This window comes from Bradyrhizobium sp. CCBAU 45321, from assembly GCF_028128975.1.
Lineage (GTDB): Bacteria > Pseudomonadota > Alphaproteobacteria > Rhizobiales > Xanthobacteraceae > Bradyrhizobium > Bradyrhizobium yuanmingense.
The window spans coordinates 33,722-59,057 of record NZ_LFKZ01000131.1; the positions used below are offsets into that span (position 1 = coordinate 33,722).

The following is a 25,336-nucleotide window of genomic DNA, read 5'->3' on the forward strand; positions in this document are numbered from 1 at the left end:
GCAGCCACCCTGCCCTGCGCAGCTCAAGCGCGCCGCGGCACGCCGCCGGCGTTCATGCCGCCGTCGATGACGAGCTCGCTGCCGGTGACGTAGCGCGAGGCATCGGAAGCGAGATACAGCACGCCCGAAGCGATCTCCGCGGCGTGGCCGGCGCGGCCAAGCGGCGTGACGACGCGGGCGCGCTCCTCCGGATCGATCGGAGCGTTCTGGCCGGCGCCGGCCGCCCCCGTCGGGATCTTGCCCCAGATCGGGGTGTCGATGATGCCGGGGTGAACCGAGTTGACCCGGATGCCATCGCCCGCAGCCGCGCATTCCATCGCGATCGACTTGGCGAACAGCCGCACGCCGCCCTTCGTCGCCGAATAGGCCGACAATCCGGGCGAGCCGCGCAGGCCCGCCAGCGAGGACATCATGATGATCGAGCCGCCGCCGGTCCTGCGCATCAAAGGCAGGCAATGCTTGACCGAGAGGAACACGCCATCGAGGTTGATCGCGTTCTGCTTGCGCCAGTCGGCGAGCGTCATGTCGACGATCGACGGCACGGAAATGCCGATACCCGCATTGGAGACGAGCACGTCGAGCCGGCCGAAGCGCTTTGCGATCTCGGCGACGATCTCGATCCAGCGCTCTTCGCTGGTGACATCCTGCTCCAGGAAGATCGCCTTGCCGCCCACGTTTGTTACGCGCCTAGCGAGCTCCGGGCCGCGCAGCTCGTCGATATCGGTGACGACGACACTCGCGCCCTCGCGCGCGAACAGCTCGACGATGGCCTCGCCTATGCCGGAGGCGCCACCCGTCACCAGCGCGACCTTGCCCTCAACCTGCCCTGCCATGCTCACTCCCTTTTCTTGTCGTTCGAGGCCGTTATTTTTTGCGCATGATCTTTGTCGGAAAACCGCTTCGCACTTTTCCGGATCATGCGTCATCTAATCACGGATGGCCCCTGGTCCGGTAGCGCGACGTCGACGACACGGAATTGCACGCGCTCGGCGCCCTGGTAGCGGTCCACCGACAACGAACCCGCAACGTGCATCGGCTGGCCGCGATTGGCGAGCAGCGCATTGCCGAGCTTCTGGCCGACCGAACGGAACGCGATGCCGTTGACGATGGCGCCGTCGCCCGCCTTGAAGCGCAGGCGCAGATGCGCCTGCCCGACCCCGTCGGCAAACACGAGCTGATGCGCCGGCAGCGCCAGCACCGGCTCCGGATTGCCGCTGCCGAAGGGACCGGCGCGGTTGAGCGTCGTCGCCAGCTCCGGCGTCACCGCACGGGCGGTGACCGCGCCGTCAATATAGAGCTCGTTGACGTGGCGCGCCTCGGCGACGTCGCGCGCCAGCGCTGTCTCGATATAGGCGCGGAATTCGGCGAGCTTCTCCTTGCGCAGCGTCACGCCCGCAGCCATCGCGTGGCCGCCGCCCTTGAGCAGAATGCCGTCGGCGACCGCCTGCCGCACTGCTTTGCCGAGATCGACGCCGGCGATCGAACGGCCCGAGCCCGTGCCGATGCCGCCCGGCTCCAGCGCAATGGCAAAGGCGGGCCGCGAGAACTTCTCCTTCAGGCGCGAGGCGACGAGGCCGACCACGCCGGGATGCCAGCCTTCCGAGGCCGTGACGATTACGGCGAGCTTGTCCTCAAGTCCGATCGAGGCCAGCGCCTCGGCTTCGGCCTGGGCCTCCGCCGCCTGCTCAATGACGCGACGTTCGCTGTTGAGACGGTCGAGCTCGGCCGCGATCCGCGCCGCCTCGACGCTGTCGCCTTCAAGCAGCAGCCGCACGCCGAGATCGGCGCGGCCGATGCGACCCCCGGCATTGACGCGCGGCCCCAGCATGAAGCCGAGATGCCAGGCCTCCGGCGGGCCGTTGAGCCGGGCCACGTCCATCAGCGCGGTGTGGCCGACATGGTCGCGCCGACGCATCGCGATCAGCCCCTTGGCGACGAATGCGCGGTTGAGACCGATCAGCGGCGCGACGTCGGCGACGGTGCCGAGCGCGACGTGGTGCAGCATGCCGAGCAGGTCGGGCTCGGGCATCTCGCTGGTCCAGAAGCCGCGCTGGCGCAGCTCGCGATTGACCGCCACCAGCGTCACCAGCACGAGGCCGACGGCGGCGAGATGACCGAGGCCGGAGAGATCGTCGAGCCGGTTCGGATTGACCAGCGCATCCACCACCGGCAGCTCCGTGCCGGCCTGGTGATGGTCGATCACGACCACGGACATGCCGAGGCGCTTCGCCTCGGCGAGCGGCTCGATGCTGGTGGTGCCGCAATCGACTGTGATCAGCAGCGTGGCGCCCTTTGCCGCGAGCGCCCGCACTGCCTCCGTGTTCGGGCCGTAGCCTTCGAAAATTCGGTCGGGGATATGGATCAGCGGATCGAGCCCGCAATGGCGCAGATGCCAGGCCAGCAGTGCCGCCGAGGTCGCGCCATCGACGTCGTAGTCGCCGAAGATCGCAACCTTCTCGCCCCTGGTCGCGGCATCCGCGATGCGTTTGGCGGCGGTCTCCATCTCCGTCACCGTGAACGGGTCCGGCAGCAGCTTTCGGATGGTCGGATCGAGGAAGTCGGCGACGGCATCGATGTCGACACCGCGGCCGGCCAGCACCCGCGCCAGCAGTTCCGGCAATTGGTGCCGCTGCACGATGGCGAGCGCCTGGGCTGCCCCGCGCGCATCGAGCCGGTCGCGCCACAGCTTGTCGGTGAGCGAGCGCGCCACGCCCAGGAAGGCCTGGGGCGCTTCGACGGGGAGCGCGGATGCGGGAGGCGTCATGACGAGGGCTATCGATTGGGAACTCGGGTCCGGGCGACACGCTCGGGGCCGCGACTGGCTTGAAAGGATTGGCTGGGAAACCCCGGCGATTTGCAACGGCCGGGACGCACAAAGCGGTGGATGGCCAGCAGGCAGGCCGGAGTGACTATCATTTAGGCATCCCGCCAAACAGCAAATTAAGCAGGCGTTAGGCGGAATCCTCGAAAAAGAATCGTATTCGATCTGTAAGTCGTTGTTCCCCGTTCATTGCAGATCAGACCTCATTGCCAAGGGAAGTCCCCGATGTCTGCTGCGCTGGGTCTGAAAGCCAAGCCGATCGCCTCCGAACCCGCGGACGATGATTCCGACGTCTCCGCGCTGATCAACCGCCTCACCGCCGAGGTCAACCAGATCGCGGTCGACAAGACCAAGTCGATCCAGCAGATCACCAACCAGATGAAGATGCTGGCGCTGAACGCGCTGATCGAGAGCTCCCGCGCCGGCGCGCAAGGCGCGGGCTTTGCGGTGGTGGCACAGGAGGTGCGCGGCGTCGGCCAGCAGGTCGAAACCATCGCCCGCGAGCTCGAGACCCAATTGACGAAACGCACCGGCGATCTCGTCGCCTCGATCGACCGCATGAGCCAGCGCTCCCGCGGCGAGCGGATGGTCGACCTGTCGCTCAACGCGATCGAGCTGATCGACCGCAATCTCTACGAACGCACCTGCGACGTGCGCTGGTGGGCCACCGATTCCGCCGTGGTCGATTGCGCAGACTCGTCCAATGCTGCGGCCGTCTCCCATGCCTCGCAGCGCCTCGGCGTGATCCTCGGGGCCTACACCGTCTATCTCGATCTCTGGCTCTGCGACCTCGATGGCAACGTCATCGCCAACGGCCGCGCCGACCGCTTCCGCGTCGTCGGCCAGAACGTCGCCCACACAAAATGGTTTCGCGACGCGAGAGCCCTTCGCTCCGGCGACGACTATGTCGCCGGGGACGTCGAGAACCAACCGCTGCTCGGCAATGCGCAGGTCGCGACCTATTGCGCCAGCGTCCGCGCCGGCGGCCAGGCCCATGGCGCGCCGATCGGGGTTCTCGCCATCCATTTCGACTGGGAGCCGCAGGCCCGCGCCATCGTGCAGGGCGTGCGCGTCGGCGACAGCGACAAGGCGCGCGTATTGCTGGTCGATTCGAATTTCCGCGTGATCGCGGCGTCCGACGGCCAGGGCATCCTCAGCGAGCGCATCTCGCTGTCGCTGAACGGCCAGCGCTCCGGCTTCTATCAGGAACGCACGGGTACACTGGTCGCGTTCCATGCCACGCCGGGCTACGAGACCTATCGAGGGCTCGGCTGGTACGGCGTGATCGTCTGCGGGTCGTGAGGCGAGCAGCGGCCGCCTCCCGGAATCGGAGGCCGTCGCCCGTCCCATCCAAAACTGCGAAACAACCCCATGCACAGTAGCCTGGGGATTGTTTTCATTAGCATTTTCAAGGGCCAGTCCGCCGCTTGCGGCGACCAAACATTTTGACACGTCGGGCAAAACGCTGGCAGCATTTTCCGGCAAGGTAAGCCCGCTACAGGCAAGAGCCTGCGCCATGGATCGGCTAGAGTCACTTCGCACCACATGAGTGACGTGGGAGGCGTGAGTTTCGATTGGCTTCGATCATCTCCCGCCCCACAATCGCAAGGAGACAAGCCATGAAGATCGTCGTGATCGGCGGAACCGGATTGATCGGATCAAGACTGGTGGCGAAGCTCAAGCAGCAGGGCCACGAAGCGGTGGCAGCTTCGCCGAAATCGGGCGTGAACGCCGTAACCGGGGAAGGCCTTGCCGCAGCGCTTTCGGGCGCAGATGTGGTCGTCGACGTCGCCAACGCGCCGTCCTGGGAGCCGGCAGCGGTGCTCGCATTCTTCCAGCAATCGAGCGAGAATCTCGTCGCGGCAGAAACCGCAGCAGGCGTGAAGCATCACGTGGCGCTCTCGATCGTCGGCACCGACCGCTCGCCCGACAACGCCTATTTCCGTGCCAAGCTGGCGCAGGAAACCGTCATCAAGTCCGCCTCGGTGCCCTACTCGATCGTGCGCGCCACCCAGTTCTTCGAATTCCTCGCGGCCATTGCCGACACAAGCGCAATCGAGGGGAAGATCGTCGTTCCCACGGCTCAGTTTCAGCCGATCGCGGCCGACGACGTCGTCGATCGCCTCGCGGAGGTCGCAAGCGGCCGGCCGCTCAACGGCACGATCGATATCGCCGGCCCCGAGAAGGCCCCCTTCAATGAATTCATCGCGCGCCGCCTGAAGGCGTCCGGCGACCCACGCCCCGTGATCGGAGATCGGACGGCGCTGTACTACGGCACTCCCATCGACGACACGTCGTTGAACCCACTCGGCGAAGCACGGCTCGGGGCGACGCCGCTCGCAAAATGGCTCGCGAGCCGCTGAGGCACCGGCGGGCACGCTAGATCAGCATGCGATCAGCCGGTGCGCCGCGCCATCTCCGCGGCGAGCAGCAGCGCGGCACGGCTGGCGCCGATCGAGGCGATGCCCTGCCCCGCGATGTCGTAGGCGGTGCCATGCGCGGGCGTGCAGATCGGGAACGGGAAGCCGCCGAGCAAGGTCACGCCGCGATCGAAACCCATTAGCTTCATCGCGATCTGGCCCTGGTCGTGATACATCGTCAGCACGGCATCGAAGGCGCCCGCCTTGGCGCGCAGGAACACGGTGTCGGCCGGAAACGGTCCCTCCGCGGCAATGCCCTCGCGCTGGCTTGCTGCGACCATCGGCGCGATCACGTCGATCTCCTCGCGGCCGAAATTGCCACCGTCCCCGGCATGGGGATTGAGGCCTGCGACCGCGATGCGCGGCCGCGCAAAGCCGGCGTTCCGCATGCAGAAATCGGTCAGCTTGAGCGCGCGATGGATGCGTTCGCCGGATAGATTCGCAGCGACGTCCTTGAGCGGGATGTGCGAGGTGACCCGTGCGTTCCAGAGCCGGTCGAGCACGTTGAATTCGCTTGCCGGCGTCTTGAGACCGACGACCTCGGCCGAGAACGCGATCTCGTCCTCGTACTCGGCGCGGGCAAGGCGCATCGCCTGCTTGTTGAAGGGCGTGAAGCAGACCGCGTCGACATGGCCGTCGCGGCCGAGCTCGAGCGCATGCCTGTAATTGGCCAGCGCGAATTTTCCGCCGGCAAGGGTCGCAGTCTTGGGCTCGACCTCCCTGGGAGCAAGGTGGCGGAGATCGACGAACAGCGCATCTTCCTGCGCTGCGCGAAGATCGGCGCCCTGCTCTAGCATCTTCAGCTCCGGCTTGACGCCCGCAATGCGCGCGCCCTCGTCGAAAATGCGGCGGTCGCCGATAACGACGAGCCGGCAGCCCGCGCGGATGTCGTCCTGCGCCACGAGCTTGGCCGTCAGCTCCGGGCTGATGCCGGCGGGATCTCCCATGGCCAGCGCAATCAGCGGCTTTGCGGTCATATGATCGCCCTTTCCTGGACTGGCGCATCGGTCGCGGGCGACGCAGGTTTGCGCCACAGCCGCGGCAGCTGCAACAGAAGCGGAAGCAGCAGCAGCGCGATGCCGCCCACGATCAGGCACGTCACCAGCTTGTTCGCAAAGAAAATGCCGAGAGATCCCTTGGAGATCAGCATCGACTGCCGGAAGGCGTCCTCGGCCTTGTCGCCGATGACGATCGCGAGCACGAGCGGCGCCAGCGGATAGAACAGCTTCTTGAAGAGATAGCCGACGACCCCGAAGCCGAGCATCATGACGACGTCGAGATAGGAGTTCGACACCGAATAAGCGCCGACGACGCAGATGATCACGATCAGCGGCGCGATCACCACGAAGGGAATCCGCATCAGGGCGGCGAACACCGGGACCGTCAGCAGCACCAGGGCGACGGCGACAATGTTGCCGACATACATCGAGGCGATCAGGCCCCAGACAAAATCCTTTTGGTCCACGAACAGCATGGGCCCGGGATTGAGGCCCCAGATCATCAACCCGCCCATCATCACGGCCGCGGTCGCCGAGCCGGGAATGCCAAGCGAGAGCATCGGCAGCAGCGCGCTGGTCCCGGCGGCATGATCGGCCGTCTCCGGCGAGACGATGCCTTCGACCTCGCCCGTGCCGAAATGTCGGCCGCGCCGTGAAAAGCGCCGCGCGATACCGTAGCTCATGAAGGAGGCCGCGGTCGGGCCGCCCGGCGTGATGCCCATCCAGCATCCGATCGCGGCACTGCGCAGCAGCGCAACGCCGTGCCGCGGCAGGCGGCCGACGGCGCGAAACACCTCGCGCCAATCGATCTTGGAAGAGACCGCGCGGGCGTGAAACTCCTCCTCGACGGCGACCAGCAGTTCGCCAATGCCGAACAGGCCCATGACCGCCACGACGAAGCTGACGCCCTTGACGAGTTCGTCCACGCCCATGGTGAGGCGGACGCTTCCGGAGACCGTGTCGATGCCGATGGCGGCGATGGCGAAGCCGAGCGCCAGCGCCACGACGGTCTTGATCGGCGCCGCACCGCCCATGCCGACGAAGCTGGCAAAGGCGAGAAAATAGACGGCAAAATACTCGGCCGGCCCGAACGCGAGCGCAGCCTGCGCCACCCAGGAGGCGAGGAAGGTGATCAGGATGACGCCGACCAGCGCGCCGAACGCCGCCGAACCGAAGGCGGTCGCGAGCGCGGTGGTCGGCCTGCCGTCGCGCGCCATCGGATAGCCGTCGAAGGTGGTCGCCACCGACGACGGCTCCCCCGGGATATTGAACAGGATGGAGGTCACCGATCCCCCGAACAGCGCGCCCCAATACATGCTGGAGAGCAGGATGATGGCCGAGACCGGCTGCATGCCGAAGGTGAGCGGCAGGAGCAGCGACACGCCGTTCGGCGCGCCCAGCCCCGGCAGCACGCCGACGAGAATGCCGAGCAGCACGCCGACCACCATCAGGACCAGATGCGGCACCGTGACCGCGATGGTGAAGCCGTGCAGGAGCTCCTGGAGATTGTCCATCCCGCCGCTCCCTCAGAACCCGAGCGCGGAAGCGAGCGCGCCGTGCGGCAGGCTGACCTGGAACATGCGCTCGAACACGAGGTAGAGCGCGAGCGCCGTGGCACCTGCCATGGCGAGCGCGCGCGGCACCGATTGGTGCTGGGGGATCGCCAGCACGGTGAAGACGTAGAGAGCCGAGGCGACGTACATCCCGGCGAGCGGGATCGCGGCGACGAAGATGGCAGCCGGCACGAACAGGCCGGCGAGCCGACGCAGCTCGATGGACGTGATCGCGATGGGAACGTTTGCGAGCGTCGCGGCCGGCAGCACGCCTCGTACCAGATTGGTGAGGCTCCCGACCACGATGATGATCCCGGTCAGGAACGGGAACGTGCCGGCGTCCACGCCTGCGCTCGACCAGCCGATGCCATTGTCGAGGCTGGAGACGACGACGGCCACGCCGAAGCTGCCGGTGAGCACGGCTGTCGCAAGTTCAAGCGTGCGGCGTGAGATCATGGCGTAATGCCTTACTTCACCAGCCAGCCCTGCTCGCCCGCGACCTGCTTGACGCGCTCGAGGTCCTCCTTGATGAATTTTTCGAGCTCGGCACCGGTGAGGAACGTGTCGACCTGGGAGGTCTTCTCGATGTAGTCCTTCCACTCCGGCGTCGCCTGCACCTTCTTCATGAGGTCGACATAGAACGCGGCCTGTTCCGGCGTGACCTTGCCGGGCAGCCACACCGTGCGCGGCTGCTCATATTGCTTGATGTCGAGGCCCTGCTCGACGCAAGTTGGAACGTCGCCCCAGCCATCCGTCGCAGTGACCTTCGGCCCCTGCGGCAGCCGCTTCGGGCTGAACACGCAGAGCGGTCGCTGCGTGCCCCCGCGCCATTGCCCGAGGCTTTCGCTCGGGTTGTTGACGTGGGAGTCGAGATGCCCGCCGGCGAGCTGCACGGCGGTCTCGGCGCCGCTCTTGAAGGGGATGTAGGTCAGCTTGACCTTGCCGGTCTTCTCGATCATGCGCGTCAGCACCTCGTCGGTGTCCTTCGACTGCGCGCCGCCCATCTTGAATTCGCCCGCTGCGGCCGCCTTCAGATAATCGCCTGCGGTCTTGTAAGGCGCGTCCTGCTTGACCCAGAGCAGGAATTCGTCCTGCGCCATCGCCGCGATCGGCGTGAGATCGGTGTAGTTGAAGGCGACCTTGGAGACGAGCGGTTGCTGCCAGGCGTTCGACGTGCCGAAGATGACCTTGTAGGGATCGCCCGCGGAGGCCTTTCCGTAGACATAGCCTTCGGCGCCGCTACCGCCGCCCTTGTTGACGACGACGATCGGCTGCTCGATCAGCTTGTGCTTAGTGATGATGTTCTGCACCGCGCGCGCGAGATTGTCGGTGCCGCCGCCGGGACCGGCGGTGGCGATGAACTCGATCGGCTTTTGCGGCTGCCAGGCGGCGAGCGCCGGCATGGTGCCGGCGAGCAGGACTGCGGCTGCCGAGAGCAGAAATGTTGACGTCCGACCCATGATTTCCTCCAGCTGATTTTTTGTCTTTTGTTGTTGTCGTATCGGCGTCCGGTCAGGCGACGTGTTCCTCACGTATTTCCTGGGCCGAGACGATCGCGCCTTCTTTTTCGAGCGCTTCGATTCGTGACTGGTCGAACCCGTGCTCGGCCAGAACCTCTCGCGTGTGCTCACCATAGACCGGTGCGCCTGATCGCACTTTCCCCGGGGTCTCCGAAAACTTGATGGGAAGCCCGATCGTCTTGACGGGACCGAGCGTGGAGTGCTCGACCTCGACGACCATCTCGCGCGCCAGCGTCTGCGGATCGCCGAGCGCCTCCAGCATGTCGTGCACGGGGCCGCACGGCACGCCCTTCTCGTCCAGCGCCGCCAGCCAATGCGCCCGCGACTTCGTGCGGAAGCGCTCGCTCAGGACGGCTTCGAGCTCTTTCAGGTTGGCCATGCGATCGGCACCGGTGACGAAGCGCGGATCGTCGGCGAGCTCGCTCGCGCCGAGCGCTTCCAGCATCAACAGCCAATGCTTCTTGTTGGCGCCGCCGACCACGAGCCAGCCGTCCGAGGCTTCGAACGCCTGATACGGCGCGTTGAGTGGATGCGCCGAGCCCATCGCGCGCGGCGCAGTGCCCGCGGCGAGCGCGATGGTCGACTGCCAATAGGTTTGCACCAGCGCAGCTTCATACAGCGAGGTCTCGACCCACTGCCCTTCACCGGTCTTGAGGCGATGCGTGTAGGCCGCCAGGATACCCATGCTCGCGAGCAGGCCGGCGGTGATGTCGGACAGCGGCGGTCCACATTTGACGGGCGGACCGTCGGGCCGCTCGCCGGTAAAGCTCATGATGCCGCTCATGGCTTGCGCGACGAGATCGAATCCCCTGCGATGCTTGTACGGGCCGGTGCGGCCGAAGCCCGACAGCGAGCAATAGATCAGCGCCGGGAATTCCGCGTGCAGCGCCTCGTAGCCGAAGCCGAGGCGTTCCATGGCGCCCGGCGCAAAGTTCTCGACCAGCACGTCGGCATTCGCGATCAGCCGGCGCAGCACCTCTTTGCCACCGTCGGTCTTCAGATCCAGCACGATGCCGCGCTTGTTGCGATTCATCATCAGGAACGAGGCCGCCTCGTCGCCGATCTTCGGCGGCACCGAATGACGGGTGTCGTCGCCGTTCGGCCATTTCTCGATCTTGATGACGTCGGCGCCCATGTCGGCGAGCATCAGGGTGCAGGTCGGTCCCGCCATGACGTGGGTGAGGTCAATGACCTTGAGGCCGGCCAGCGGGCCCGAGCGGCGGGAGGTGGATTGCGACGGATCGCTTTGCATCGGCTCGTCCTATTGGCCGCGCCATTGCGGCGCGCGCTTGTTGAGGAAAGCATCGAGCCCTTCGCGAAAATCCTGGCTCGTGTAGCACATCAGGATGAGGTCTTCGCCCTCGTCCTGCGTCAGCCGGCGTTGCAGACGCGCCACCGCCTGCTTGATCGCATTCAGCGTCAACGGCGCATGGCTCGCGACGAGCCGGGCGACCTCGTCTGCGCGTCGTTCAAGGGCGGCAAGATCGTCGACGACCTCGCCGAGCAGCCCGACGCTTGCGGCCTCCGCGGCGTCGACGAGGCGCGCGGTGAAGATGAGATCCTTGACGCGCGCGGCGCCGATCAGCGCGGTGAGACGGCTGACATTGGACATCGAAAGGCAATTGCCGAGCGTCCTGGCGATGGGGAATCCGATCTTCGCAGCTTTCGTGCCGATGCGGAGGTCGCAGGCCGCGGCAATGCCCGCCCCGCCGCCGGTACAGAAGCCGTTGATCGCCGCGATCGTCGGCACCCGGCACTGCTCGAGCGTGGTCAGCACGCGGTCGATGCGGTTCTCGTAATCGATGGCGTCCTGCGGCGACTTGAACTCGCGAAACTGGTTGATGTCGGTGCCGGACGCGAAGGCCTTGTCGCCGGCTCCGCGCAGCACCAGCACCTTGATGTCATGGTCGCGGTTGACCTCCTCGCAGATCGCGGCAAGCCGCTCGTACATGGCAAAAGTGAAGGCATTGCGGGCCTGCGGGCGGTTGAAGGTGATCCGCCCGATGCCGCCGTCGCGCTCGAACACGAGGTCTCCAGCCTCCACTTGCAGGTCCATTTCCTCACACCTTTCTGTTTTTTACATTTTTGAATGCAAAACTTGGAATTTTCAAGCTGGAACTTGACAGTTTCTGCATATAAGTTCGATTTTGCATTCAAAACTGAGCTCAGAGCCATGCTTCACGACGAGGTCGTCAACCGCATCCGCGCCATCCTGCTCGACGGCGAGATCCCGCCGGGCGCGCGGATTCCCGAGCGCGAGCTGTGCGAGCGGCTCGAAATCTCGCGGACGCCGCTGCGCGAGGCGCTCAAGGTGCTGGCGGCGGAAGGGCTCGTGCAGCTGCTGCCGCATCGCGGCTCGCGGGCAGCAAAGCTGACCGACAAGGACATGCGCGACCTGTTCGAGGTCTGCCAGGGCTTGGAGGCTCTCGCGGGCGAACTCGCCTGCGAGCGCATCAGCGACGCCGAGATCGACGCGATCGCCGCCGCACATGCGGACATGGTGCAGCATTATCGTGAGCGCGACCTGATCCAGTACTACCGTGGCAATCGCGCCATTCACGAAGCCATCGTGACTGCGGCAGGAAATCCCGTGCTCGCCGGGCTTTACGCCTCGGTGACCGCGCGCATCCGGCGCGCGCGCTATGTCACGCCGATGACGGCGCAGCGCTGGGCGCTCGCCGTGAAGGAGCACGAGGCGATCCTGAACGCGCTTCAGCGCCGCGACGGCGTTGGCCTCTCGCATATTCTGCGAGCACATCTCCGTCACAAGCGCGAAGAGGTGCTGCAGGCGGGCTTCGCCGAGACGGAAGGCAGTGAGCCCACGTTGCGTATTGCGTGAGTGGCGAGACACCGGCGGGTGGTCGCGCTGCCCGGAAAACAAGCAACCTTCTGTTGCCCCGCAATCACACCGCCCCGAAATCGTCAGTGAGGTCGGCGACGAGAAGTGGCGCCGGTGGTCCGCCGGCGGCGAAACAGCTACGTATGTCTCGCTCGGAACATTTGGCCACGCATTGCATCGGGGCGCCCTGTGGAATTGGCAATTGAGGTTGGCGGCTCGCGTACGAGGCGGAGAACGAGTTCAATCAAGGCGCTGTTGACGAGTACCGCATTGACGGCGGCGCTACCCGCCGTGGCGGCCGGTCTGCTCACGGCGATCTCCGGCCAGGCGGCCGCCCAGACCTGGAATGGCGGCCCCGGATTTTGGGCCGTAAGCGGAAATTGGACGCCGGCCACCGTTCCCAACGCAGTCGACGCTGTTGCGACATTCAATGCGACGGTCCCGAATCAAGGTCCACAAGTCAATCTGCAGGCCGGGACGTTCACGATTGGCACGTTGAATCTGAACTCTTCGGCCACGAACAGCAATTTCGGTTTCGTCAACGGCACCCTGATCATGCAGACCAGTGCGGGCTCGGCCGCGATCAATGTGCAATCAAGCAACCCGTTCCTGACCGGCGATATTACGGCCGGCGGCGTTCTTCAGCTCAATTCTAACACCGTCATCACGACGGCCTCCGCGAGTGCGGAGTTTATGGTCGACAGCACCGGCCAGATCACAGGTCCCGGCAGCTTGACGGTCGCCGGTCCCGGCAGAGTCACGCTGAACAGCACCAACACCTATGCGGGCGGCACCGCGGTCACTGGCGGGACACTGACGGGCGGTCACGCAACTGCGGGCGCGATCGACGCGTTCGGCGGCGGCGCCATGACCATGAGCGGCGGCACATTACGCACGACCGTCACCGGGACACTGGCGAACGATATTACCTTCACGGCCGCCACGACCTCGACCCTGGCGGCGGGCGCCGGCACAACTCTGTTGGCCGCGGGCGGCATGAGCATGAACGACGCTCATGTGCAGTTCGGATCCGCAACGGATACGGGAACCGTTCAAGTGCAGTTCGCGGTCGGCACATCCGTCAGCACCGGTACGACGCTCGCGGTCAACGGCGGCACGTTGCAGGCAACCGACAGCATCCTATCGTTTCTTACAGGCAACGCCGGCTCAACGACGGTGGCCGCAGGCGCGGTCCTCGATTACAACGACCATACCAGCGCCCTGCGCAACCTGCTCGGCGCAGGAACGGTAAACACCGGATCCAGTGCCGCGACCACCATATCCATCATGAACGGCGATTTCGGTGGTGTCATCCAGGGCGCCGGGCGCCTGAGCCTGAGCTTCGGCCCATCCGGCACTGTGACGTTGACCGGCGCCAACACCTACACCGGTGGGACCAGCATCAATTCCGGCCACACGTTGCAGCTCGGCAATGGCGGCACGACCGGTTCGATTGTCGGCAACGTCGTCAACAACGGCACTTTCGCCGTCAATCGCTCGAACGTTCTCACCTTCACAGGCGTGATCAGCGGCACCGGCGCCTTCCAGCAGAATGGCAACAGCGCAACGAGCGTGACATTGCTGACGGCTGCGAACACCTACACCGGGTCAACAACCGTCAATAGCGGCGTCCTCGCCGTGATTGGCTCGATTGCATCCTCGGTCCTCACCACGGTGAACGCAAGCGGCCAACTGGTCGGCAGCGGCACCGTTGGCGCCACCCAGATCAACGCGGGTGGGCTTTTGTCGCCGGGCATTGTAGCCGCGCCAGGCACGTCCATGACCGTGGCAAGCCTCGCGATGCAGTCCGGGGCGCTGTATCTTGTCTACGTGGACCCCACGACGTCGACTTTTGCCAATGTGACCGGCAATGCGACCCTCGGCGGTGCCACGGTAGCTGCGAGCTTCGCGGCCGGAAGCTATGTCGCCAAGCAGTACACCATTCTCAACGCAGGCAGCGTCAGCGGCACATTCGATCCGACGGTCCTGAATGTCGGCCTGCCTTCGGGCTTCAATACCACGCTGAGCTACGACGCAACCCACGCCTATCTGAACCTTGCGCTGAACTTCGTGCCTCCATCGGGCAACCTCAACGTCAATCAGCAGAACGTCGGCAACGCGATCATCAACTATTTCAACACCAATGGCACGATCCCGCTGGTGTTCGGTAGCCTGACGCCCGCCGGCCTGACCCAGCTCTCCGGCGAGGTCGGCAGCGCGCCGCAGCAGACGACCTTCAACGCGATGAACCAGTTCATGGGCGTGATGACGGATCCGTTCATCGCGGGTCGCGGCGATACCGTCAGTGCGGGCGGCACGCCGAATGCTTATGCGGATGAGACCGCCCTGGCTTACGCGCGCAAGCGCAAGCCGGACGACGCATTGGCTGCGATCTACACCAAGGCACCGGTCGTGCCACCGTTCGAGCAGCGCTGGAGCGTCTGGGCGGCGGGCTTTGGCGGCGCGCAGCAGACTGACGGCAGCACAGTCGTCGGGTCCAACACCACCACAAGCAACCTCTATGGTACCGCCGTCGGTGCGGATTATCGCATCTCGCGGGATACGCTGGTTGGCTTCGCGCTCGCCGGCGGCGGCACCAACTTCACCGTAGCGAACGCGCTCGGCGGCGGCCGGTCCGACCTGTTCCAGGCCGGCGCCTTCTTCCGGCACATCGTCGGCCCTGCCTACATCACCGGTGCGCTGGCCTATGGATGGCAGGACATCACCACAGATCGCACCGTGACGGTTGCCGGCGTCGATCGCCTGCGCGCCGAGTTCAACGCCAACGCCTATTCCGGCCGACTCGAGGGCGGCTATCGCTTCGTCACGCAGGGCGTCGGCCTTACGCCTTACGCCACAGCGCAGTTCACGACGTTCGACCTGCCGGCTTACGCCGAACAGGCCGTCGTTGGCGGCAACCTGTTCGCGCTGGCCTATGGTGCCAAGAGCGTCACTAACACCCGCACCGAGCTCGGCCTGCGCACGGACAAATCGTTCGCCCAGGCTGACGGGATCGTCACCTTGCGCGGGCGGCTCGCCTGGGCGCACGACTTCAATCCCGACCGCGTCATCGGAGCCACGTTCCAAGCTCTTCCCGGCGCGAGCTTTGTCGTGAACGGTGCAGCGATGGCCTCGGACTCCGCGCTGGTGACGGGATCAGTCGAGAAGAAGTGGCTCACCGGCTGGTCGGCTGCCGGGACGTTCGAGGGTGAGTTCTCGAACGTCACGCGTTCCTACGCAGGCAAGGGCGTGGTCCGATACAGCTGGTGATGCCGGGGCATACGATCACCAGACACACCAGACACAAAGGTGACACAATTGTTGGCGGGCGGCCGGAATGGCTTTCGCTTCGGCAGGCGGCGCTCATCGTCAAAACCAATTCCACTTGCTAGCTCATCTGAACCGGAGCAGCATCCGCCTATCGGCGCGAGCCGAACACAACGCGCACAACGCGTTGTGAAAAACGAAAGCGGAGAAAAAGGATGACATTCGACGTCTCGCGTCGGTCCCTACTCGCACTCGGCGCCGGCCTCGGCGCCAGCGCCATGCTCGGCAGCAGCGCGATGGCGCGGGCGCCCAAGCTCGGCACCCAGACGCCCTACTGGCACCGCTTCATTCTCGGCGATGCCGAGGTGACCGTCGTATCCGACGGACCACTTCCGCTCGGCGATCCCTCCGGGACCTTCACCGGCGTTTCCAAGGAAGAGGTCAAGACGATGCTGGCCGACAATTTCCTGTCGCCGGACAATGTCGTGCTCGAACAGAATTCCCCCATCGTCAACACCGGCGACAAGCTCATCCTGTTCGACACCGGCATGGGCTCATCGAAGATGTTCGGCGCCAGCACCGGACGGCAGCAGAAGAGCATGACGGAGGCCGGCATCAAGCCGGGCGACATCGATGCCGTCGTGTGCTCGCATGCCCATATCGATCATATCGGCGGCATCGTCGACGAAGGCGGCAAGCCGCTGTTCCCCAACGCGCAAGTCTACATTGCCCAGAGCGATTTCGACTTCTGGACCGACGAAGGCAAGCTCGGCAGCTCTGCCAAGGATTTCGTCGTCCACGCCCGCAAGAACCTGCTGCCGGTCCGGGATCGGATCAAATTCTTTAGGGATGGCGAGGAATTCCTGCCCGGCGTGCAGGCGATCGCGGCCCCCGGCCACACCGTCGGCCACACCATCTTCATGGTGACTTCGGCCGGCAAGTCGTTCGCCTTCCTCGGCGATCTCTCGCACCATTCGGTGCTGCTGCTGGAGAAGCCACGGATGGAGTTCTCCTACGATTCCGATCCGAAGCAGGCGGCCGAGTCGCGCGTCAAGCTGCTGACGATGCTGGCCGCCAACAAGATCCCGGTGATGTCCTATCACTTCGCCTGGCCAGGCTATGGTCATGTCGCCAAGACCGGAGATGGGTTCCGTTACTATCCGGAGCCGATGAAGATGACGTTGTAGCTATCAGTTCAGATCCGGGCGGCGCGAAGCCGCTCGGACCTGTGCGGTCCCACGCGGCGAACCTTACAGGCACTCCACGCGGGCCCGCAGCTGCGCGTCGCTCTCACGGCCCAATGCAAGCAATGCGGAATACGGATCCCGGCAATGCCGAGCACGGCGGCAAACGCAGGCTCGGTTTTCATCCCGCGCGCCCTGTGCTCGGCCACCGCTTTGCGCAGGCGCCCGTCGTCGAGCGCGAGCAATCTCCGCTGGACCGCGAAGTGCAGCCAGCCTTCCTGCTGATCGACCGGCCTCGGATCGCCGAACAGCTCGAACGGCCAGCCGTCCCACTCGAAGCGGGCGACCACCGGCCGCCAGCTGGAGCACCATTGGTAGAGCGCAAATCCGTCACAGGAGCGGTATCGTCGCCAGACCACTTCGGCGAAAGCTGCCGCGTCCACGACGTGACAGACGACATCGATGTCGCTCGTCGGCGTCGAGAGTCCCAAGGGCAGCGTCCCGACCACGCGTGGATCGAACTCCCGCAGCTCATCGAGCAATCCCGAACTGCCGATCGCCGTTTCGTAGCTATCGATCGTTCCTGGCATCGCCGAAGACCTCGACCAGGCGAAAACGCTCGCACATCAGCATCATGTCGTCGCTATAGCGCCCGAGCCGGCCGAAATAAGATTGATGGGCACGGCGCCAATGAGCCAAGCTCCGGTCCCCTTCTCCCTCATCATGTGCAAAGGCTGCATCGACTTCATTGAAGCGCCGATATGTCACCTCGATGGTTTCGATGACGCAGCGCGGCTCTCCTCGCCCGTCGAGCACGACCCAGCGCTCACCGGGCGTAGAGGTGTTCGGCTCGTCCTCGGTGCTGCACGTCGCGGTCTTGATGCCCTTGACGACGAGCTCGACCAATTCGTCCGCCAGCGCAGGACTGTCGCCGAACGCGAAGGTTCGCAAATGCTGATACGGCTCGGGAATCCGCCTGCCCATCCTAGCAGCCGAGCTGATCGGCGATGCCGCCAAAATCCTTCGCAACGATGTCCCAATGGCCGGTTGCTTCGAAATCGACCTTCTGGAGCGGGCCATACTCCGTCGGCCGCGCCACGAAGGCGGTCTTCAATCCGTTTTTCTGGGCGGCGGCGAGATCGCCATTGTGGGCGGCGACCATCATCACCTCATCCGGCTTGAGGCAGAGCAGGCGCGCGGCGCCGAGATAGGTCTCGGGATCGGGCTTGTAATGCTCGAACAGCTCGGCCGACATGATGAGGTCCCACGGCAGGCCGGCGAACTTCGCCATGTTGGTGAGCAGCGCGACGTTCCCGTTCGAGAGCGGCGAGATCACGAATTTTGATTTCAGACGCCTCAAGCCGGCGACGCTGTCGGGCCAGGGATGCAGGCGGTGCCAGCCTTTGGTGAGGTAATCGAGATCGGCCTCGGTGAGGCCCCTGATCGCGAATTTCTCGACGAGCTGCTCCAGCGAGCGGCGATGCAGATCGTCGAGCATGACGTAGCCGCGCTCGGGATGTTGGCGCACGTCGTCCATCGAGGCCATGTACATGCCGCGCCAGCCGTCGACGAGCGCGGTCCAATCCGCGCTGATGCCGCGCTGTTTGCCCCACCACATGAAGTCGGTGATCAGGCTGGTGCGCCAGTCGACGACCGTGCCGAAGACGTCGAACACTAGGGCTTTGACGGCGGAGAGATCGGACATGGGCGCTTCCTCCGATTGTTCTTATTGTCATTCCGGGGCGATGCGCAGCATCGAGCCCGGAATCCATTTCGCGTCGGAGTCTGCCGCCCGATGGATTCCGGGCTCTCGCTTCGCGAGCCCCGGAATGACGGCAGTTGCTGTTGCCTGGATCAATCCAGATGGAACTTCGCCAGCTCGCGATGCTCGGCCTTGATGTAGCGCACGGTGCCGGTGACGGAGCGCATCACCACCGTCTCGGTCTCGATGACGCCGTCCTTGCGGAACTTGACACCCGACAGCAGCGAGCCCGTGGTGACGCCGGTGGCGGCGAACAGGCAGTCGCCGCGCGCCATGTCCTCGATGCCGTAGATCATCTTGGGATCGTTGACGCCCATTTTGGCGGCGCGCTCGCGCTTCTCCTCGGAATCGAGGATGAGGCGGCACTGCATCTGGCCGCCGATGCAGCGCAGCGCCACGGCGGCGAGCACGCCTTCCGGTGCACCGCCGGTGCCGAGATACATGTCGACGCCGGTGTTGTCGGGGTCGGCGCAATGGATGACGCCGGCGACGTCGCCGTCGGTGATCAGGCGCACGGCAGCGCCGGTCGAGCGCACGCTCGATATGATGTCGGCATGGCGCGGACGGTCGAGCACGAGAACGGTGATGCCCTCAGGCTTCACGCCCTTGGCCTTGGCGAGGCAGCGGACATTGTCGGCCGGCGAGGCATCGAGATCGACGACACCCCTGTCGTAGCCGGGGCCGATCGCGAGCTTCTGCATGTAGACGTCGGGGGCGTGCAGCAGCGTGCCGCCGTCGGCCATCGCCATGGTGGCGATCGAGCCCGGCATGTTCTTGGCGCACAGCGTGGTGCCTTCGAGCGGGTCGACCGCGATATCGACCTCGGGACCCGCCTTGAGGCCGACCTGCTCGCCGATATAGAGCATCGGCGCCTCGTCGCGCTCGCCCTCGCCGATCACGATGGTGCCCTGGATCGGCAGCTTGTTGAGCTCGCGCCGCATGGCGTCGACGGCGGCCTGGTCGGCCGCCTTCTCGTTGCCGTGGCCGCGCAACCGCGCCGACGACACCGCCGCCCGCTCCGTCACCCGCACGATCTCCAGCGTGAGAATTCGCTCGAGCAAGGCGTGCGGGGGGACTTCAATATGGGTCGACATCGGCTTACTCCTTCGAAACGTTTCTGGGCGGGATTCCTGCCCGCGCTAACTCACAACGCCCACGGTTCGTTCGACCGAACGACCGCCTTATGGCTTGAGCATGACCTTTCCGGAAAAACGCTCAACACTTTGCGCTGCGCGGCCCTCCGGGTCCGAGGTCATGCTCTAGTTCTTCTCGATCCGGATCACCTGCGGCCGTCCGCTGATCACCTTGTCCTTCTGCACGGCGGCGAGCGCACGGCGCACGGCATCCTCGTGTGTGGCATAGGTGATCAGGATGACGGGCACGGGGACCGCCTTGCCGTCAGTGGGCGCAGCGCCGCCATTGGGATGACGCTGCACGATCGACTCGATCGAGATCTTCTGCTCGGCAAGCCGCGTCGCGATCGCGGCCGCAGTGCCGGGGAAATCGCGCGCGAGCAGGCGAATGTAATAGCCGCCCTCGTGGCGCTCCATCGGCGCCTTCTTGGTGTCGCGCAGCTGCCCGATCGGCCGGCCGAACGGATTGGCGCGGATGCCGCGCGCGACGTCGGCGATGTCGGCGACGACGGCGGATGCGGTCGCAGCACCGCCCGCGCCGGGGCCGACCAGCGTGATCGGCGGAATGCCTTCGCCATCGATCGTGACCGCATTGGTGACACCCATCACCTGCGCGATCGAGGAGGATTTCGGCACCATGGTCGGATGCACGCGCTGCTCGATGCCCTTGGCGGTCCGCACGGCAACACCGAGCAGTTTGAGCCGATAACCGAGATCGTCGGCGGCGCGAAGATCTTCCGGCGCGATGGAGGAGATGCCTTCGACATACACCGCACTTTGAGCAACTTTCGTGCCGAAAGCGAGGCTGGCGAGAATGGCGAGCTTTTGCGCGGTATCGTGGCCATCGACGTCGAAGGACGGATTGGCCTCGGCATAGCCGAGCCGCTGCGCATCCTTGAGGCATTCGGCGAAGGACAGGCCCTCCTGCTCCATCCGGGTCAGGATGTAATTGCAGGTGCCGTTGAGGATGCCGTAGACGCGGTTGATGCCGGTTCCGGCAAGGCCTTCACGTAACGTCTTGATGACGGGGATCGCGGCGCCGACCGCTGCCTCGAAATTCAGCGCACCGCCGTGCTTTTCAGCCGCCTTGGCCAGCTTGAGGCCGTGCTTGGCGAGCAGCGCCTTGTTGGCTGTGACGACCGACTTGCCGGCGCCGAGCGCGGCGTCCACCGCCGACAGCGCGGGATCGCCGGCGCCGCCCATCAGCTCGACGAAGCAATCGACCTCCGGATGCGTGGCGAGCGCGATCGGGTCCTTCGCCCAATCGAAGCCGCGCAGGTCGATGCCGCGCTTCTTCGCCTTCGAACGCGCGGTGACCGCAACCACGCGGATGCCCCGGCCGCTGCGCCCTGCGAGCACGCGCGCCTGTGTTTCGATCAAACGGATAACCTCGGCACCCACGGTGCCGAGCCCCGCTATGCCCACTTTCAGCGGTGCGACCATGATACTTCAGAAAACCTGCAGAAGAGAATTACCGCCGATTGGCGAGAGGAACCACGTTGTGCAACGTTTCGATGCCGCTTTCAAGGAAGCGGCGGACGCCGCGCGCGGCCTGCCTGATCCGTTGCTCGTTTTCCACCATGGCGATGCGGACATATCCTTCACCATGCTCGCCGAAGCCGACGCCGGGCGAGACCGCAACGCCGGATTTCTCCACCAACAGGGTCGCGAACTGCATGCTGCCGACGCTGCGGAAGGCTTCCGGCAGCGGCACCCAGGCGAACATCGAGGCCTCCGGCGGCGGGATCTCCCACCCCGCGCGGCCGAACGATTCAACCAGCGCGTCGCGGCGCTTGCGGTAGGTGTCGCGCATCTCCTTGATGCAATCGTCCGGACCGTTCAGCGCCGCGGTCGCCGCGACCTGCACCGGCGTGAAGGCGCCGTAATCGAGGTAGGATTTGACGCGGGCGAGCGCGGCGATCACGCGCTCATTGCCAACCGCAAAGCCCATGCGCCAGCCGGCCATCGAATAGGTCTTCGACATCGAGGTGAACTCGACGGTGCAGTCCATCGCGCCCGGCACCTGCAGCACCGAGGGCGGCGGGTTGCTCTCGTCGAAATAGACCTCGGCATAGGCCAGATCGGACAGGATCAGGATCTCGTGCTTCTTCGCGAAGGCGACGAGGTCCTTGTAGAAGTCGAGGCTCGCGACATAGGCGGTCGGGTTCGAGGGATAGCAGACGACGAGCGCGAGCGGCTTGGGGATCGAATGCACGATCGCCCGCTCAGCCGTCTCGAAGAATTGCGGCGTCGGCTCCGACGGCACCGAGCGGATGACGCCGCCCGCCATCAAGAAACCGAAGGCGTGAATCGGGTAGCTCGGGTTCGGACAGAGGATGACGTCGCCCGGCGCGGTGATCGCCTGCGCCACATTGGCGAAACCCTCCTTCGAACCCAGCGTCGCCACGACCTGGGTGTCGGGGTTCAGCTTCACGCCGAAGCGGCGGGCGTAATAGGCGGCCTGGGCCCGGCGCAGCCCGGGGATGCCGCGGGAGGCCGAGTAGCGGTCGGTGCGCGGCTTGCCGAGCGTCTCCTTCAGCTTCTCCAGCACATGCGCTGGCGCCGGCAGGTCCGGATTGCCCATGCCGAGGTCGATGATGTCGGCGCCGGCATTGCGCGCAGCCGCCTTGGCCCGGTTGACCTGCTCGAACACGTAAGGCGGAAGGCGGCGAATGCGGTAAAATTCTTCCATGGCTCTCTGGGCTCCGGGCAACCGGTCAGGACAGAATCGACAGGCCGCGAGGGCCGGCACGAAAGCACTCAGGCTCCATTGCGAAAATTACTCAAAATCAGATACTTAGAGCAATCGTCGGCAACGAAGATTGAAGTCGTTAGCCCTGACTCCAGGCTGAACCGAGGTCTTTTAGCACGGCAAAGCGGAGGCGCCAGCGATTACCTTGCCGGTCTCCCGGCCACGGGCCTATTTGGCGTCCTTGGCGGCGGCGGCCTGGCGATCGCGCGCGGCGGCGAGCTCGGCCTCGATCTTGGCGCGCTGCTCCAGCGGGATAATCGCCTGATCGCGATCCGGCGGCAGATCATGCACCGGCAGATAGGTCCCGGGCTCCCTGGCGCGCGGCGGCGCATCCGCGGGCGCCAGATCCGCGAGTTGACTCGAACACCCGCCCAGGGCGAGCGCGGCCATCAGCACCGCGCCGCAGATCGGCAGCGTCTTTTGCAGGTCCCATAACGCCAACACTTGGGAAATCCCCTACTCGTCCCAAAGCACGGCCCCGGGCAAGCTTACCCAAGACCGTGCGCAAGCTCAAACCATTGCTGCCCAAATGGTGCGAGCGAGAAAACAGCCGATGCCCAACAAACCGAGCCGTGCGGCCCGATTGTGACGGAACCAAGAAGATTTGTCGCAGTGCAACACATCTTCGAGAGTGTTTAACGTCAAACCTGCGAGCTTCGCGGTGACGAATACGGAATGAATCGTTACTGTTCTGCTCATGAGTATGGCCACGACCGATACGCCGAAACCCGAGACGAAGTTCGACGCCGAAGCCTTTGCGATGAACGTCGCGCGGGCGATGGAGAGCGGCGGCAAGGCGCTCGCCGCCTACCTCAAGCCGCGCGAGAGCGGCGAGGTGCAGGACCGTCCGCCGGCCGAGCTTGCCGAGGTCGTCAAGACGTTCACGTCGGTCGCCGAATATTGGCTGTCGGACACGTCCCGCTCGTCCGATCTCCAGACCAAGCTCGCCAAGGACTATCTCGACCTGTGGGGCTCGGCGGTGCGTCGCATGGCCGGCCAGGACGCGGAGCCGGCGATCGCCCCATCGCCGCGCGACAAGCGCTTTGCCGATCCGGAATGGAAGTCGAACCAGTTCTTCGACTTCCTCATGCAGCTCTATCTGCTCACGACCAAATGGGCGCAGGAGCTGGTGCGCGACGCCGAAGGGCTCGATCCGCACACGCGCCGCAAGGCCGAGTTCTACGTCCAGCAGGTCACCAACGCGCTCTCGCCGTCGAACTTCGTGCTGACCAACCCCGAAGTGCTGCGCGAGACGGTGGCGTCCAGCGGCGAGAACCTCGCGCGCGGCCTGAAGATGCTGGCCGAGGACATCGCCGCCGGCAAGGGCATGCTGAAGATCCGCCAGTCCAACCCGGACAATCTCGTCGTCGGCGTCAACATGGCGACGACGCCGGGCAAGGTGATCTACCAGAACGAGATGATGCAGCTGATCCAGTATTCGCCGACGACGGAGAAGGTGCTGCGCACGCCGCTCCTAATCGTGCCGCCCTGGATCAACAAGTTCTACATCCTCGATCTCAAGCCGGAGAAATCCTACATCAAGTGGTGCGTCGACCAGGGCATCACCGTCTTCGTGATCTCATGGGTCAATCCCGACAAGCGGCTCGGCAACAAGGGCTGGGAAGACTACATGAAGGAAGGCCCGCTCACGGCGATGGACGTGATCGAGAAGATCACCGGCGAGATGAAGGTGCATACCGCCGGCTATTGCGTCGGCGGCACGATGCTCGCGACCACGCTGGCCTGGCTCGCCGAGAAGCGCCGCCAGCGCGTGTCGTCCGCGACGTTCTTCGCGGCCCAGGTCGACTTCACCCATGCCGGTGATCTGCTCGTGTTCGTCGACGAGGAGCAGATCGCGGCACTCGAGCAGGACATGAAAACGGTCGGCGTGCTCGAAGGCTCGAAGATGGCCATGGCCTTCAACATGCTGCGGTCCAACGACCTGATCTGGTCCTACGTGGTCAGCAACTATCTGAAGGGCCAGCAGCCGAGCGCATTCGACCTATTGCATTGGAACTCCGATGCGACACGGATGACCCAGGCCAACCATTCCTATTACCTGCGCAATTGCTACCTGGAGAACCGGCTCTCCACCGGCACGATGGCGCTCGACAACACCCTGCTCGATCTCTCCAAGGTGAAGGTGCCGGTCTACAATCTCGCCACCCGCGAGGATCACATCGCGCCCGCGGAATCGGTGCTCTACGGCTCGCAATTCTTCGGCGGCCCGGTGAAATACGTGCTGTCCGGCTCGGGCCACATCGCGGGCGTGGTCAATCCGCCTGCCGCGAACAAGTACCAGTATTGGACCAACGACAACATCAAGAACGTCAGCGTCGCGCAGTGGATGAAGGGCGCCGTGGAGCACAAGGGCTCGTGGTGGCCGGACTGGCGGGAGTGGCTCGGCGAGCTCGATCCCGAGGAAGTCCCGGCGCGCGCGGTCGGCAGCGACGCATTCCCGCCGATCGAGGACGCGCCCGGCAGCTATGTCAGAGTTCGCGCGTAGCGGAATCCGGCGCGCTTTCGTATAGGATAATTGTTTGAGCATGATCTTTTCGGAAAATCGCTACTCACTTTTCCGGATCATGCTCTCTCCTCAATCCAGCGACGACACAGGGGACCGGCACTATGACACGCGAATTGTTCTGGCTGACACTGACGGTGATCCTGACGGGAGTTCTGTGGGTTCCCTACATCATCAACCGCTGCCAGGTTCGCGGTTTGAGCGGTGCCATGGCCAACCCCGCGCGCGGCGACAAGCCGCAGGCGGAGTGGGCAAACCGGCTGATGTTCGCCCATGACAACGCGGTCGAGAACCTCGTCATCTTCGCCCCGCTGGTGCTGATCCTGAACGCGATCGACTATTCCACGAAATGGACGGTGCTTGCCTGCGCGGTCTATTTCTGGTCGCGCGTCGCGCACATCATCGTCTATGCGCTCGGAATTCCGGTGTTCCGCACCCTCGCCTTCACCGTCGGCTTCTTCGCCCAGGCCGTGCTGGTGCTGGCGATCTTCAGGGTGGTTTAGTCTCGTGTCCCGGACAAGGCGCGGCACATTGGTGACGTGCCGTAGAGCCGGGACCCAGAA

The 25,336-nt window shown here is 65.0% G+C and carries 22 protein-coding genes; 7 read left to right on the forward strand and 15 right to left on the reverse strand.

The genetic code is table 11. The features are described 5' to 3' along the window. Nucleotides 1-23 precede the first annotated feature (23 nt). Nucleotides 24-833, reverse strand: a complete 810-nt coding sequence (locus tag ACM43_RS35655; protein ID WP_271546613.1) for an SDR family NAD(P)-dependent oxidoreductase — start codon at nt 831-833, stop codon at nt 24-26. Between the two features lie 89 nt (nt 834-922). Beyond that, nucleotides 923-2,764 carry a single-stranded-DNA-specific exonuclease RecJ gene (gene recJ, locus ACM43_RS35660; protein ID WP_271546615.1) on the reverse strand — a complete coding sequence of 614 codons (1,842 nt, stop codon included), beginning with the start codon at nt 2,762-2,764 and terminating at the stop codon, nt 923-925. A gap of 282 nt (nt 2,765-3,046) precedes the next feature. Between recJ and ACM43_RS35665 the strand changes: the two genes are divergently transcribed. Both ACM43_RS35665 and ACM43_RS35670 read left to right on the forward strand, forming a co-directional pair. Then, a complete protein-coding gene (locus ACM43_RS35665; protein ID WP_271546617.1) occupies nt 3,047-4,123 on the forward strand; it encodes a methyl-accepting chemotaxis protein in 1,077 nt (358 codons plus the stop codon). A 317-nt stretch (nt 4,124-4,440) separates the two neighbouring features. Beyond that, nucleotides 4,441-5,184: an SDR family oxidoreductase gene (locus ACM43_RS35670; protein WP_271546619.1), complete on the forward strand. Its 744-nt coding sequence runs from the start codon at nt 4,441-4,443 to the stop codon at nt 5,182-5,184. Nucleotides 5,185-5,216: 32 nt separating this feature from the next. On the opposite strand, the gene ACM43_RS35675 is transcribed toward ACM43_RS35670, so the two are convergent. Genes ACM43_RS35675 through ACM43_RS35700 form a run of 6 tightly spaced genes read right to left on the reverse strand, consistent with a single transcriptional unit; the run spans nt 5,217 to nt 11,368 of the window. Then, a complete protein-coding gene (locus ACM43_RS35675; protein WP_271546621.1) occupies nt 5,217-6,218 on the reverse strand; it encodes a 4-hydroxythreonine-4-phosphate dehydrogenase PdxA in 1,002 nt (333 codons plus the stop codon). Then, on the reverse strand, nt 6,215-7,753 hold the full coding sequence (locus ACM43_RS35680) for a tripartite tricarboxylate transporter permease (protein ID WP_057029102.1): 1,539 nt from the start codon (nt 7,751-7,753) through the stop codon (nt 6,215-6,217). The genes ACM43_RS35675 and ACM43_RS35680 overlap by 4 nt, the downstream gene beginning before the upstream one ends. 12 nt (nt 7,754-7,765) lie before the next feature. Then, on the reverse strand, nt 7,766-8,248 hold the full coding sequence (locus ACM43_RS35685; protein ID WP_157285863.1) for a tripartite tricarboxylate transporter TctB family protein: 483 nt from the start codon (nt 8,246-8,248) through the stop codon (nt 7,766-7,768). An 11-nt stretch (nt 8,249-8,259) separates the two neighbouring features. Then, on the reverse strand, nt 8,260-9,252 hold the full coding sequence (locus ACM43_RS35690) for a Bug family tripartite tricarboxylate transporter substrate binding protein (RefSeq protein ID WP_271546623.1): 993 nt from the start codon (nt 9,250-9,252) through the stop codon (nt 8,260-8,262). 52 nt (nt 9,253-9,304) lie between these two features. Then, nucleotides 9,305-10,564, reverse strand: a complete 1,260-nt coding sequence (locus tag ACM43_RS35695; RefSeq protein WP_271546625.1) for a CaiB/BaiF CoA transferase family protein — start codon at nt 10,562-10,564, stop codon at nt 9,305-9,307. Nucleotides 10,565-10,573: 9 nt separating this feature from the next. Then, a complete protein-coding gene (locus tag ACM43_RS35700) occupies nt 10,574-11,368 on the reverse strand; it encodes an enoyl-CoA hydratase/isomerase family protein (protein WP_271546627.1) in 795 nt (264 codons plus the stop codon). Between the two features lie 117 nt (nt 11,369-11,485). Between ACM43_RS35700 and ACM43_RS35705 the strand changes: the two genes are divergently transcribed. The 3 genes from ACM43_RS35705 to ACM43_RS35715 all read left to right on the forward strand — a co-directional run bounded on the left by ACM43_RS35705 (nt 11,486) and on the right by ACM43_RS35715 (nt 16,605). Next, nucleotides 11,486-12,151: a GntR family transcriptional regulator gene (locus ACM43_RS35705; protein WP_271546629.1), complete on the forward strand. Its 666-nt coding sequence runs from the start codon at nt 11,486-11,488 to the stop codon at nt 12,149-12,151. 255 nt (nt 12,152-12,406) lie between these two features. Beyond that, nucleotides 12,407-15,421 (forward strand): autotransporter outer membrane beta-barrel domain-containing protein, encoded by a 3,015-nt coding sequence (locus ACM43_RS35710; protein ID WP_271546631.1) that lies wholly within the window; start codon nt 12,407-12,409, stop codon nt 15,419-15,421. Between the two features lie 212 nt (nt 15,422-15,633). After that, complete coding sequence (locus ACM43_RS35715) at nt 15,634-16,605, forward strand: MBL fold metallo-hydrolase (RefSeq protein WP_271546633.1); 972 nt, start codon at nt 15,634-15,636, stop codon at nt 16,603-16,605. Between the two features lie 8 nt (nt 16,606-16,613). On the opposite strand, the gene ACM43_RS35720 is transcribed toward ACM43_RS35715, so the two are convergent. The 7 genes from ACM43_RS35720 to ACM43_RS35750 form a co-directional block, all read right to left on the reverse strand. Beyond that, nucleotides 16,614-17,192 (reverse strand): DUF4269 domain-containing protein, encoded by a 579-nt coding sequence (locus ACM43_RS35720; protein ID WP_271546635.1) that lies wholly within the window; start codon nt 17,190-17,192, stop codon nt 16,614-16,616. Beyond that, nucleotides 17,173-17,586 (reverse strand): ASCH domain-containing protein, encoded by a 414-nt coding sequence (locus ACM43_RS35725; protein WP_271546637.1) that lies wholly within the window; start codon nt 17,584-17,586, stop codon nt 17,173-17,175. Before ACM43_RS35725 ends, ACM43_RS35720 begins: the two co-directional genes overlap by 20 nt. A gap of 1 nt (nt 17,587) precedes the next feature. Next, on the reverse strand, nt 17,588-18,307 hold the full coding sequence (locus ACM43_RS35730; protein ID WP_271546639.1) for a haloacid dehalogenase type II: 720 nt from the start codon (nt 18,305-18,307) through the stop codon (nt 17,588-17,590). A gap of 149 nt (nt 18,308-18,456) precedes the next feature. Next, a complete protein-coding gene (gene glpX / locus ACM43_RS35735) occupies nt 18,457-19,458 on the reverse strand; it encodes a class II fructose-bisphosphatase (RefSeq protein ID WP_271546640.1) in 1,002 nt (333 codons plus the stop codon). A 165-nt stretch (nt 19,459-19,623) separates the two neighbouring features. After that, nucleotides 19,624-20,940: a homoserine dehydrogenase gene (locus tag ACM43_RS35740; protein ID WP_157285872.1), complete on the reverse strand. Its 1,317-nt coding sequence runs from the start codon at nt 20,938-20,940 to the stop codon at nt 19,624-19,626. 28 nt (nt 20,941-20,968) lie between these two features. Next, a complete protein-coding gene (locus tag ACM43_RS35745) occupies nt 20,969-22,189 on the reverse strand; it encodes an LL-diaminopimelate aminotransferase (protein WP_271546642.1) in 1,221 nt (406 codons plus the stop codon). A 228-nt stretch (nt 22,190-22,417) separates the two neighbouring features. Then, nucleotides 22,418-22,693, reverse strand: a complete 276-nt coding sequence (locus ACM43_RS35750; protein WP_271546644.1) for a hypothetical protein — start codon at nt 22,691-22,693, stop codon at nt 22,418-22,420. A gap of 253 nt (nt 22,694-22,946) precedes the next feature. On the opposite strand from ACM43_RS35750, the gene ACM43_RS35755 reads away from it, so the two are divergent. Beyond that, entirely contained in the window at nt 22,947-24,755 is a 1,809-nt protein-coding gene (locus ACM43_RS35755) for a PHA/PHB synthase family protein (RefSeq protein ID WP_271546647.1), read from the forward strand. A 122-nt stretch (nt 24,756-24,877) separates the two neighbouring features. Beyond that, the gene (locus tag ACM43_RS35760; RefSeq protein WP_271546649.1) at nt 24,878-25,276 is read left to right on the forward strand and encodes an MAPEG family protein; all 399 of its coding nucleotides are present in this window, start codon (nt 24,878-24,880) and stop codon (nt 25,274-25,276) included. The last annotated feature ends 60 nt before the right edge of the window (nt 25,277-25,336 follow it).